Origin of the sequence: Bacillus cereus group sp. RP43, assembly GCF_040459645.1 — a bacterium.
GTDB classification, from domain to species: Bacteria; Bacillota; Bacilli; order Bacillales; family Bacillaceae_G; genus Bacillus_A; species Bacillus_A mycoides_C.
This window is the reverse complement of the sequence record NZ_JARVHQ010000001.1, coordinates 4,114,799-4,127,990: the sequence shown is the minus strand read 5'-3', so window position 1 is coordinate 4,127,990 and position 13,192 is coordinate 4,114,799. Positions and strand designations below refer to the sequence as shown.

Below are 13,192 nucleotides of genomic sequence, written 5' to 3'. Positions count from 1 at the left end.
AAAGTACCATATAGTAGTTTTAATAAAGAAAACTTGCAAATTATTCATTTTCATTTTACAATTTACTTACCGACCGGTAAGTAAAAATAAAAGAGGTACAGTATGACAAAAAATTTACAAACATCGCAGCACATTGTAGATGCATCATTTAAACTAATGGCAGAGCACGGCATTGAGAAGATGAGTCTTTCAATGATTGCGAAAGAAGTAGGCATATCAAAGCCAGCTATTTATTATCATTTTCCGTCTAAAGAAGCGCTAGTTGATTTTTTATTTGAAGAGATTTTTTCTGAATATCGATTCGTGGGTTACTTCGTTAAAGAACAATATACGAAAGAAAACTTTGCAGAAAAGTTAATCGCAGATGGTTTACATATGTTGTCGGAGTATAGAGGTCAAGAAGGCATATTACGCGTTATAAATGAATTCATCGTAACTGCGACGCGAAATGAAAAGTACCAGAAGCGTTTATTTGAAATACAAGAAGATTTCTTAAATGGATTCCACGATTTATTAAAGCAAGGTGTGGAACTTGGTGTTGTGTCAAAACATGGGACAGAAGAAAACGCGCATACGTTAGCGCTCGTTATTGATAATATGAGTAATTACATATTAATAGGATTCGATTTAAAGTATAAAGAAATTTGGATTCGAAATGTGAAAAACGTAATGAAGGAGGACTAAAGATGAAAATGCAAAAAAACTGGTGGCTCGGTTTTCTTGGATTTATTGGCGTTTATAAAATTCCAGGTATGATTGAAGCTTTTCAAGCGGATAAAGGTTGGTTTGCATTAATCGGTTTCGTGTGGTTACTTTGGTTCGGATATTTTATTCCTGAGAAGAAAGATAATTGAATTTCAATTTTCTGTAAAGTTATGTAAAATATAGTTTGAGAGTATTCATATATTAGATTAATAGATTTGGAGTGGTTACATGGATCCATTGAAAAATGAAATTCACCCTGACATGATCAAGGTGTGGAAAACGCGTTCCTTAATTGAGCTAGGAATTAGTATTATAGTCATTTTGGCATATCTTTTCTTTATGATTAAGTTTAATTGGTGGGCTTGGATTTTCTATGTGCTCATCGGATTAACAATTGTATATACGCCGTTTGATTACTTTACGTTTCCGAAACTACGTCAGCGTTATTATAGCTATCAATTAAATGAAGAAGAGCTTGAAATTCAGCACGGTCTTTTCGTAGTGAAGCGTGTATTAGTACCGATGATTCGTGTACAGCACGTTACGATTGAACAAGGGCCAATTATGAGAAGACACGGATTAGCAGAATTACATATTTCAACGGCAGCAACTTCTCATAGTATTCCAGGCTTAACGATGTATGAAGCAGAAATGCTGAAAACGAGAATCGCAGAATTAGCGAAAGTGAGTGATGAGGATGTATAAGAGGCAGCATCCCATTACGATGTTATTAGAATTAAAAATAACAGATTTTATACCATTACTTATTTTCATGTTTAGTTTAAACGGAAAGTTCCCATTTTGGTATTTAATTCCCGCTGGATTCGGTTTACTCACCGTTTTTTCAGCGTTTGAAAAATGGTATTACACAACATATTGGGTTGAAAATAACGTATTACATGTTAAACAAGGGCTCTTTGTGAAAAAGGAGAGTTACTTAAATAAAGAACGTGTCCAAACGATAAACACAAGTTCTAACGTGTTATATCAAATGCTCGGTTTAAAGAAAATTAAGATTGAAACAGCTGGCGGAGGCGATGATGCAGAAGTTAGCTTAGCTGGTATTACAGTAGAAGAGGCGACGGAGCTTATTTCCTTGCTAAATGAGCCAACTCCAGAAGTGAAAGCAGAAGAAACGTTAGAAGAAGTAGTAGAAAAAGAAGTCATTACAGAGGAGAAGCAAGCGACAGAATACAAATTAACGTGGAAAGAGATTTTAATAGCGTCTATTACATCTGGTCAATTTGGATTATTATTCTCTTTAATATTCTTCGTTTATAACCAAGTGGACGAGTACATTCCGAAATGGATCAAAAATAGAGTAGAGTCCTATGTAATGGACCATGATATATATGGCTGGATTTACATGGTAGCCATTTTGCTTGTCATTTCTTGGATTATATCCACAATCGGTTATGCGTTAAAGCATGGTAACTTCACAGTAAATCGAAAAAATGATGAAGTGCGTATTTCCCAAGGGTTACTTGAGAGAAAAGAACTCGTATTAAAACTGCATCGTATTCAAGGGATTACGATAAAAGAAGGCATTTTACGCCAACCGTTCGGTTATTGTGCTGTGCAAGTAGAAGTCATCCAAAGTGAGGGAAAAGAAGAAAAAGTTACACTGCATCCGATTATTCGCAAAGATCGTGTGCAAGAGTTACTCGCTCATTTACAATTGCCATATGAACTGAATACAAACATTATTGCATTACCAAAAGCAGCCTTGCGCCGTTATTTAATTGATAGTTTCATTTTCTTTGCAATGCTAGCAATCCCGCTTACTGGGATAAGCATATACTTTGAAAAGTATTACATCATGTGGGCGTTACTACCACTTGCTATCCTCATCTTTACACTTGGATATGCAACATTTAAAACAAATGGTTACGGCGTAAACGGAGAACAAATTACGATTATACATCGTAGTATTGGGAAACATACAGGACTTGTAAGAAGAAGACACGTCCAATCAATTGAAAAAACACAATCATATTTCCAGCGCCGAGCGGATTTATGTACGTATACGTTTTCTAGTGCATCATCGAATTATAAACTAGAGCATACGAGAGTAGAAGATGCGGAGAGAATGCTGGATTGGTATAAGAAGAGAATAAGTGAGAATTAACCTGAAAAGGCTTGCCTAGTATGAAAGGCAGGCTTTTTTGTTATATAGAAATAAGAAATAAGTAATTTTTAATTGGCCCAGGTTTTCTTTAGTTTAATCTATTAGTACAACTATAGCGCACATTTATCAATACGTATCAGAAAAAAGGTATAATACTTCCGTTTCAGGAAAATTAGTGGAATTTTTGATATAAATGGTATACTAATGTAGAAATAGTATTAGGAGGTTATATATGATAAGTCAGTTGAAAAGAGAAGCACTTGATGCATTAAAAGGAAAATGGGGATTAGCGGTAGGGGCAACCTTATTACTTGGAATCCTTATTGGAGCTATCGAACTTCTAACCACAGGTGTTTTCTCGATGTTTTGGGGTTGGGAAGAAGCAAGTGAGTCGCTTACAGTAAGTATTATTGCAATGCTTATTATCGGTCCGTTAACAATGGGTGCCTATTACCTTGTTTTAAATGTAATTCGTGGGACTAATGCTAGTATTGGTCATTTATTTAGATGGTTTAGCGATGGAAGTAAGTTTATGAAGGCATTTTTAACATATTTACTAATGTATGTATACGTAATTCTATGGACATTACTTCTTATTATTCCAGGTATTATTAAATCATTTTCTTATTCTATGACGTATTTTATTTTGAATGATCATCCAGAATACACAGCGAATCAAGCAATTACTGAAAGTCGTCGTATGATGAATGGACATAAAATGGATTACTTTTTACTATGCTTAAGTTTCCTTGGCTGGTTCATTTTAAGTATTCTTACTGTAGGAATCGGTTTCTTATGGTTAGCACCTTATTTCTACGCGACATCGGCAGCATTTTATGAAGAGATTTCAAAAGAATATTATAAAAAAGAAGGTACTACTTTCTAATAAAACATCTAAACCATCTGTTCCCTATATTCTTTAGGGGATAGGTGGTTTGATTTTTCTTAAATGTGCACAAAATTGTAGTAATAGAAGACTTTGATAAATTCGTTCTTTGTGAAGTGAATTTGTTAAGTAGTTTATAAATAAAAAAATGTTATTACTCAATTCAACGGGAGTAATAACATTTTTTATTTAGTGATGAAAGAATTACCGTCGTCTTATAAAGTAAAACAATAAAGATGATAAAGTAATAGGAAGATCTAAACCAGTAAATCCTATTGGAGTAAAAGATATAAAAAGTTCTCTAGTCATAAATATACCGAATAAATAATTATAGAAGAAACCTAATAATAAGAATAAAGGAATTCCGATTTTTAATTCGTGACTTATCTTTATTTTTTTATAGCAAAACTCCCCCAATAAACAACCAATAAGAACAGGAATACTTCCAAGAATCACATACATAATAATTGATACCCAAATCGGTCCCCATGAATCTGCATAATTTGGAACTAGTGTATACTGTAAAACATTCACAACGACAGAGAAAACTAGTAAGCATGTTAAATAGCTAATAGAAAATTTTTTCAATGGAATCATCCTTATAAAATTTTGATTGCCTCAGTTAGGTATTTTTTTAAAAATATAAATTCTTTTAAATTATAGATTAAATGTATGAGGAGAATCAACTTGTTAAAAGGTTATTTCATATTAATGGATATATTAGGAATGAATATAAAAGTATAGATGTATAGTCAACGTTGTGTATTTGATGTTATCATATTGTGATATAGAAATTTTTAATAGAAGAAGCAACTAACAATTCAAAGGTAATGAAGCCTTTGTTGTATAAAGAAAATACTTAGTAGTACTCAACAATATTAAAAATAAGATATGTATTTATATAATTTTAGTAGAAATGGGGTTTTAAAAAGGAATGAGTACAAGCATAACACGGCAAAAAATTTTATCGGCCGCTTCTCAAATTGTGCAATATAAAGGGGTTGCTAAATTAACCTTAGAATCAGTAGCAAAAGAAGCGGGTGTAAGTAAAGGTGGACTGTTGTATCACTTTTCAAATAAAGAAGCTTTAATAGAAGGTATGATACTTAAAGGCGTAGCGGATTATGAGGGTGCTATTCACAATAAAGTAGAGGAAGACCCAGAGAGGAAAGGAAGATGGGTTCGCTCTTTTGTAGAGGAAAGATTAAGTAATGAGAGGAGAACAGAAGAGTTGTCTAGTAGTATGATGGCAGCATTAATGCTAAAACCTGAACTACTTGAGCCATTACAACAAGCATTTCAGCAATTGCAAACTAAAATAGAAAATGATGAAATGGATTCAGTTTGTGCAACAATTATTAGATTAGCAGCAGATGGGTTATGGTATTCGGAATGTTTAGGGGTTGGAAGACTAAGCCCCGAATTAAGAGAAAAAGTGATTCAAGCCCTTATTGATAATTCCTATAAATATAATATATAAACTATAGAATTAAAAGTAATTCCCCATTGGTTTATTTAATCTGGTGGGGAATTATTTTTTTATTAGAATAATAGAACAATTGTATAGAGTGTTGAATTATAACCGTCTAGACGGTATAGTAATATTTGGTTCAAAAGGAAAATGAAACAAAAAAATAATAGAAAATATTTTTAGCACACTATTCGAAAGGATAGGCCGCAAAGCTTAGAGTCTACGGTAATATATATTGGTTACTAAGATCGTCTGGTTGCACATTTTGATGCAACCGGACGATCTTTTTTATTATATAAATATAATATTCAAGGAGGAAAATATGCAAACAAAAAGTACTAAAAGGCACATTTCAATGGTTTCATTAGTTTTTCTAGTATTATTTTCAGTGCTGAATGTGTGGGCTCCAGTTATTCAAGCTGCTGTGATGAAAAGTCCAGTGGATGATATTAGCATTTCCCGTACTGATGGCACGACATCTGAACCATATCAGGCTTCAGATGGTATGAAAGTAGAAGTGAAGTGGTCAGCTAAAGAGCAGATAAAAAGTGGAGATCAATTCACAATTGATATGCCAAAAGAATTTCGAAAAGATCTTATGAATATGAATTTTCCTTTAAAAGATGCTGAAGGAAAAATAGTTGGTACATGTGAGATGAAAAAGGGTCTATTGACGTGTACTATGGGTGATTATGTAGAAGGAAAGAATAATATTAAAGGTTCTTTATTCGTAGAATTCTATTTTGCTCTAGAAGCATATGATGGTGTCCAAAAAATCCCATTAGAATTTAACGTTGATGGACAAATCGTAAATAAAGAAGTAAATGTAAGTAATACGACAGAAAGACCGAAGCCGCAGCCCAATACAGATAATCTATTGAAATGGGGTTCTTACAATCAAGAAGATCCGTCTATTGCTGATTGGCTTGTATATGTAAATGCAACTGGAACAGAAATGCAAGATCTTAAATTAACAGACACATTAGGACCTGGGCATGAGTTAATTACAGACAGCATAGTATTAGAAGAGGCTGTATTTGAAGATGGTTATGCAGCAACAAATATTAAGCCAGCAGATTTATCTAAAATTAAAATCAATGCAACGAAGACTGGATTTACAATTGAATTTCCAGACAGCTCAAAAGGTTATATTTTAAGATATAAAACAAAAATTACAAATCCTGCTGCAAAGCCTCATAAAAATACAGTGAAATTAGAAGGCAAAAATATTGAAACTGAAGAAAAAGTAGGACAAGTATTTGTAAGTGGTGGGGGAGGAAGCGGTTCAGGTGACAATAATCCACCTAGCATTGACAAAAATATAGTTGATGAGAATGGTAAGCTTGTAGAGAATCAGCAGTTAACACAAATGGAACAACCTATTCAATATCAAGTTGGTACGCATATACCGAAAGATCCGCCTAAGTATACATCAATGGTAATTAGTGATGATTTAGAAGATGTTTTAGAAGTATTAGAGGCAAAAGTATATGATCAAAATGGCCAAGATATTACTTCTAAAGGAACACTAACGATAGATAAACAAAAAAGTGAAGTAACATTTACGTTCGGTGAGAGCTTTGACTATAAGTCATATGAAGACCAGATAATTAACTTGAATATTAAGGCGAAAATTAAAGCTGATGCAGACTTATCTTCTTATGTAGATAAGAAAATTCCTAATAAAGCAGAGTTACATTTTGATGATAATAAATTAACATCGAAAGAAGTAACTGTTACACCGCCTGAACCTCCAAAAGACGGTACAGTAGCTATTCATAAAATAGATGCTGAGAATCCGAATAAAGGGTTAACAGGTGCAGAATTTGAAGTTCGAAATAGTGCGGATAAGGTTGTTGCAGTACTGAAAACGGACGAAAACGGTTTTTCAGTACCTCAAACTTTAGCTCCTGGGACGTATAAAGTTTATGAAACAGTAGCACCAGAAGGATATCAAAAATTAAAAGAACCAGTAGAGGTTACACTTCAAGCTGGAGAAACAAAGACAATTGAAATTAAAAATACCATGCAAAAGGGTCAAATTGAATTAAAGAAAATTGATTCGGAAAATGGTGGTAAAGCATTAGCAAATGCAGAGTTTGATGTAGTAAAAGACGGTGTAGTAGTTGAACATATTATTACAGATAAAGACGGTAAGGCAATCTCTAAACCGTTAGCACCAGGAAAATATATTTTAAAAGAAACGAAAGCGCCTGAAGGATACCAATTAAAAGAAAAAGAGTTCGAAGTAAATGTAGCAGGGGACGGCATATTCCCAATAACAGTAGAAAATGCAATGGTAAACAAAGGCTCAGTAGAAATTACAAAAGTGGATAAAGAAAGCGGCGCAGTATTAGCGGGTGTCGAATTTGAAGTCCAAGATGAAAAAGGCAAAGTGGTGAAAAAGGTAACGACAGATAAAGATGGAAAAGCGAATGTCTCAGACTTATCAGTAGGAAATTACAAATTAGTAGAGACGAAAAGCTTACCAGGTTACAAAAAACTAACAGAGCCAGTATCATTTGAAATTAAAAAGGGTATGACAGAAGTCTTATCATTGAAAGTAGAAAATGAGCAGTTAGATAAAGGCTCAGTAGAAATTATAAAAGTAGATAAAGACAGCCAAAAAGCATTAGCAGGCGTAGTCTTCGAAGTCCAAGATGAAAAAGGCAAAGTGGTGAAAAAGGTAACGACAGATAAAGATGGAAAAGCGAATGTCTCAGACTTATCAGTAGGAAAATACAAATTAGTAGAGACGGAAAGCTTACCAGGTTACAAAAAACTAACAGAGCCAGTATCATTCGAAATTAAAAAAGGTATGACAGAAGTCTTATCATTGAAAGTAGAAAATGAGCAGTTAGATAAAGGCTCAGTAGAAATTACAAAAGTAGATAAAGACAGCCAAAAAGCATTAGAAGGTGTAGTCTTCGAAGTGCAAGATGAAGCTGGAAAAGTAATAAAGAAATTAACAACAGATAAAAATGGAAAAGCAAAAGTTGCAGACCTATCAGTAGGAAAGTACAAACTAGTAGAAGTAGAAAGTTTACCAGGCTATAAGAAACTAACAGAGCCAGTATCATTTGAAATCAAAAAAGGCATGATTGAGGTACTATCATTAAAAATAGAAAATGAAATGGTAGATACGGGAAATGTAGAGATCACAAAGATAGATAAAGATAATAAGGCACCGTTAGCGGGAGTAACGTTTGTTGTCCAAGATGAAAAGGGCAATGAGGTGAAAAAAGTAACGACAGATAAAGATGGAAAAGCAAATGTTTCAGATTTACCTGTAGGAAAGTATGAATTAGTAGAGGTAGAAAGTTTACCTGGTTATAAAAAGTTAGAAAAACCAGTATCATTTGAAATTAAAAAAGGTATGACGAAGTCTTTAACATTTACTGTAGAAAATGAAATGGTAGATACAGGGGATGTAGAGATCACAAAGATAGACAAAGATAGTAAAGCGCCATTACAAGGTGTTGTGTTTGAAGTACGTGATTCAAAAGGGAAAGTAGTTACTAAAGTAACAACGGATAAAGATGGAAAAGCAAATGTTTCAGATTTATCTATTGGAAAGTATGAGTTGGTAGAAGTAGAAACACCAGCAGGATACAAACCGCTAGAAAAACCAATTTCATTCGAAATTGAAAAAGGTAGAGTAACAGCATTACAATTAACTGTCGAAAATGAATTAGTGGATTCAGGAAATGTAGAAATTACAAAAGTAGACAAAGAAAATAAAGATGCTTTAGCGGATGCCGTATTTGAGATTCAAGATGAAGCAGGACAAGTGGTTGCTAAAATAACGACAGATAAAAAAGGGCACGCACAAGTTACTAATTTATCAGTTGGAACATACAAGTTGGTAGAAGTAAAAGCACCAAAAGGATATAAGCAATTAGTAGATCCGATTACTTTCCAAATTGAAAAAGGCATGACAAAATCTCTTACTTTAACAGTAGAAAACGAAATGTTAGACAAGGGTAACGTAGAAATTACAAAAGTAGATAAAGACAGCCAAAAAGCATTAGCAGGCGTAGTCTTTGAAGTACAAGATGAAGCAGGCAAAGTAGTAACAGAAGTAACGACAGATAAAGAAGGAAAAGCAAAAGTCTCAGACTTATCTGTAGGAAAGTACAAATTAGTAGAAAAAGCAGGCTTACCAGGCTACAAAAAACTAACAGAACCAGTATCGTTCGAAATCAAAAAAGGTATGACGAAAGTTTTATCATTGAAGGTAGAGAACGAACTATTAGATAAAGGTTCAGTAGAAATTACAAAAGTGGACAAAGAAAGTGGCGCAGTATTAGCGGGCGTAACCTTCGAAGTGCAAGATGAAAAAGATAAAGTAGTAACAAAAGTAACAACGGATAAAGATGGAAAAGCAACAATTTCAGATTTATCCGTAGGGAAATATAAGCTAGTAGAGGTAGAAAGCTTACCAGGATATAAAAAACTAGCGAAACCAGTATCATTCGAAATTAAAAAAGGTATGACAGAAGTTTTATCAATAAAAGTAGAGAACGAATTATTAGATAAAGGTTCAGTAGAAATCACAAAAGTAGACAAAGATAGCCAAAAAGTATTAGAAGGCGTAGTCTTCGAAGTACAAGATGAGCAAGGCAAAGTAGTAACAGAAGTAACGACAGATAAAGAAGGAAAAGCAACAATTTCAGATTTATCTGTAGGTAAGTACAAATTAGTAGAGAAAGAAAACTTACCAGGATACAAAAAATTAACAGAACCAGTATCATTCGAAATTAAAAAAGGTATGACGACAGTCCTATCGGTGAAAGTAGAGAATGAACTAGTAGACAAAGGTTCAGTAGAAATTACAAAAGTAGATAAAGACAGCCAGAAGACATTAGCAGGCGTAGTCTTTGAAGTACAAGATGAAGCAGGCAAAGTAGTAACAGAAGTAACGACAGATAAAGAAGGAAAAGCAAAAGTCTCAGACTTATCTGTAGGCAAGTACAAATTAGTAGAAAAAGCAGGATTACCGGGATACAAAAAACTAACAGAGCCAGTATCGTTCGAAATTAAAAAAGGTATGACGACAGTCCTATCGGTGAAAGTAGAGAACGAACTGTTAGATAAAGGTTCAGTAGAAATTACAAAAGTGGACAAAGAAAGTGGCGCAGTATTAGCGGGCGTAACCTTCGAAGTACAAGATGAAAAAGATAAAGTAGTAACAAAAGTAACAACAGATAAGGATGGAAAAGCAACAATTTCAGATTTATCAGTAGGGAAATATAAGCTAGTAGAGGTAGAAAGCTTACCAGGCTACAAAAAACTAGCGAAACCAGTATCGTTCGAAATCAAAAAAGGTATGACGAAAGTTTTATCACTGAAAGTAGAGAACGAACTAGTAGATAAAGGTTCAGTAGAAATTACAAAAGTGGACAAAGAAAGTGGCGCAGCATTGGCAGGCGTAACCTTCGAAGTGCAAGATGAAAAAGATAAAGTAGTAACGAAAGTAACGACAGATAAAGATGGAAAAGCAACAATTTTAGATTTATCAGTAGGAAAATATAAGCTAGTAGAGGTAGAAAGTTTACCAGGATACAAAAAACTAGCGAAACCAGTATCGTTCGAAATTACAAAAGGTATGACAGAAGTCTTATCACTGAAAGTAGAGAACGAACTAGTAGACAAAGGTTCAGTAGAAATTACAAAAGTAGATAAAGACAGCCAGAAGACATTAGCAGGCGTAGTCTTTGAAATTCAAGATGAAAAAGATAAAGTAGTAACGAAAGTAACGACAGATAAAGAAGGAAAAGTAAAAGTTTCAGATCTATCTGTAGGAAGTTACAAACTAGTAGAGGTAGAAAGCTTACCAGGATATAAAAAACTAACAGAACCAGTATCATTCGAGATTAAAAAAGGTATGACAGAAGTTCTATCATTAAAAATAGAAAATGAAATGATAGATACGGGAAATGTAGAGATAGCGAAGATAGATAAAGATAATAAGGCACCGTTAGCAGGTGTAGTCTTCGAAGTGCAAGATGAAACTGGAAAAGTAGTAACAAAAGTAACGACAGATAAAGATGGAAAAGCAAACGTTTCAGATTTATCAGTAGGAAAGTACAAACTAGTAGAAGTAGAGAACTTACCAGGCTATAAAAAATTAGAAAAGCCGGTACCGTTTGAAATTAAAAAAGGTATGACGAAATCTCTAGTGTTCACTGTAGAAAATGAAATGGTGGATACGGGGAATGTAGAAATTACAAAAATAGATAAAGATAGTAAAGCGCCATTAGAAGGTGTTGTATTTGAAGTACGTGATTCAAAAGGTAAAGTAGTAGCGAAAGTAACAACGGATAAATCTGGAAAGGCAAATGTTTCAGATCTATCTATTGGGAAGTATGAGTTGGTAGAAGTAGAAACACCAGCAGGATACAAACCACTTGAAAAACCAATTTCATTCGAAATTGAAAAGGGTAGAATAACAGCATTAAAGTTAACTGTCGAAAATGAATTAGTGGATACAGGAAATGTAGAAATTACAAAAGTAGACAAAGAAAATAAAGACGCTTTAGCTGATGCAGTATTTGAAATTCAAGATGAAGCAGGAAACGTAGTTTCAAAAGTAGCGACAGATAAAGAAGGGAAAGTAAAAGTTACTAATTTATCAGTTGGCACATACAAATTAGTCGAAGTAAAAGCACCAAAAGGTTATAAGTTACTAGTAGATCCGATTACTTTCCAAATTGAAAAAGGCATGACAAAATTACTAGATTTAAAAGTCGAAAATGAAATGATTGATACAGGATCTGTAGAAATCACAAAAGTAGACAAAGATAGCCAAAAAGTATTAGAAGGCGTAGTCTTCGAAGTACAAGATGAGCAAGGCAAAGTAGTAACAGAAGTAACGACAGATAAAGAAGGAAAAGCAACAATTTCAGATTTATCTGTAGGTAAGTACAAATTAGTAGAGAAAGAAAACTTACCAGGATACAAAAAATTAACAGAACCAGTATCATTTGAAATTAAAAAAGGTATGACAGAAGTCCTATCGTTGAAAGTGGAGAATGAGCAGTTAGATAAAGGCTCAGTAGAAATTACAAAAGTGGACAAAGAAAGTGGTGCAGTATTAGCGGGCGTAACTTTTGAAGTACAAGATGAAAAAGGTAAAGTAGTAACAAAAGTAACGACAGATAAAGAAGGAAAAGTAAAAGTTTCAGATTTATCTGTAGGAAGTTACAAACTAGTAGAGGTAGAAAGCTTACCAGGCTACAAAAAACTAACAGAACCAGTATCATTCGAGATTACAAAAGGTATGACGAAAGTTTTATCATTGAAAGTAGAGAATGAACTATTAGACAAAGGTTCAGTGGAAATTACAAAAATGGCTGCTGAAAGCAAGAATATATTATCAGGAGCTGTGTTTGAAGTACAAGATGAAAAAGGTAAAGTAGTAGCGAGAGTAACAACAGATAAAGAAGGAAAAGCAAAAGTCTCAGATCTATCTGTAGGTAACTATACACTTGTAGAAGTAGAAGCACCAAAAGGATATGAAAAATTAACTAATCCAATTCCATTTGAAATTACAAAAGGAATGATAAGTTCAGTTCAATTAGAAGTATTAAACAAATTGATTCCTTTAGCACCACCAGGTCCAGAAAAACCGGAAACAACAGAACCAGAGAAGCCTGAAACACCAGGTCCAGAAAAACCGGAAACAACAGAACCAGAGAAGCCTGAAACACCAGGTCCAGAAAAACCGGAAACAACAGAACCAGAGAAGCCTGGAACAACAGATCCAGAAAAACCTGGAACAACGAATCCAGAGAAACCTGGAACAACGAATCCAGAGAAGCCTGGAACAACGAACCCAGAGAAGCCTGAAAAAGAATTACCGAAGACAGGGCAGAAAATGCCTGTGGAACCATATATGGGAGCACTTCTTGTAATGATGAGTTTTGGCTTACTTGTATTAGGTAGAAAAAAACAGAGATAATGAAAGTGAAAAGGTATCCTCAAAGTATTTGAGGATACC

Annotated in this window: 8 protein-coding genes and 1 riboswitch; of the genes, 7 read left to right on the top strand and 1 reads right to left on the bottom strand. The window is 33.9% G+C overall.

Features of this window, described 5'->3' with window-relative positions; translation table 11 throughout:
* Positions 1-102: 102 nt before the first annotated feature.
* The 5 genes from QCI75_RS21515 (at position 103) to QCI75_RS21495 (ending at position 3,719) form a co-directional block, all read left to right on the top strand.
* Positions 103-684, top strand: a complete 582-nt coding sequence (locus tag QCI75_RS21515) for a TetR/AcrR family transcriptional regulator (protein ID WP_144505616.1) — start codon at positions 103-105, stop codon at positions 682-684.
* A 2-nt stretch (positions 685-686) separates the two neighbouring features.
* Positions 687-854, top strand: coding sequence for a hypothetical protein (locus QCI75_RS21510; protein WP_180235384.1), 168 nt, complete (start codon positions 687-689; stop codon positions 852-854).
* A 79-nt stretch (positions 855-933) separates the two neighbouring features.
* On the top strand, positions 934-1,410 hold the full coding sequence (locus QCI75_RS21505) for a PH domain-containing protein (protein ID WP_144505617.1): 477 nt from the start codon (positions 934-936) through the stop codon (positions 1,408-1,410).
* On the top strand, positions 1,403-2,833 hold the full coding sequence (locus QCI75_RS21500; protein WP_144505618.1) for a PH domain-containing protein: 1,431 nt from the start codon (positions 1,403-1,405) through the stop codon (positions 2,831-2,833). Before QCI75_RS21505 ends, QCI75_RS21500 begins: the two co-directional genes overlap by 8 nt.
* Before the next feature lie 232 nt (positions 2,834-3,065).
* A complete protein-coding gene (locus QCI75_RS21495) occupies positions 3,066-3,719 on the top strand; it encodes a DUF975 family protein (protein ID WP_144505619.1) in 654 nt (217 codons plus the stop codon).
* 204 nt (positions 3,720-3,923) lie between these two features.
* Here QCI75_RS21495 and QCI75_RS21490 read toward each other — a convergent pair whose 3' ends face one another.
* A complete protein-coding gene (locus QCI75_RS21490; RefSeq protein ID WP_144505620.1) occupies positions 3,924-4,307 on the bottom strand; it encodes a hypothetical protein in 384 nt (127 codons plus the stop codon).
* Positions 4,308-4,653: 346 nt separating this feature from the next.
* On the opposite strand from QCI75_RS21490, the gene QCI75_RS21485 reads away from it, so the two are divergent.
* Positions 4,654-5,199: a TetR/AcrR family transcriptional regulator gene (locus tag QCI75_RS21485; protein ID WP_353761131.1), complete on the top strand. Its 546-nt coding sequence runs from the start codon at positions 4,654-4,656 to the stop codon at positions 5,197-5,199.
* Between the two features lie 162 nt (positions 5,200-5,361).
* A riboswitch (cyclic di-GMP riboswitch) is annotated at positions 5,362-5,454 on the top strand.
* Between the two features lie 58 nt (positions 5,455-5,512).
* Positions 5,513-13,153, top strand: coding sequence for a SpaA isopeptide-forming pilin-related protein (locus tag QCI75_RS21480; RefSeq protein ID WP_353761130.1), 7,641 nt, complete (start codon positions 5,513-5,515; stop codon positions 13,151-13,153).
* Positions 13,154-13,192 lie beyond the last annotated feature (39 nt).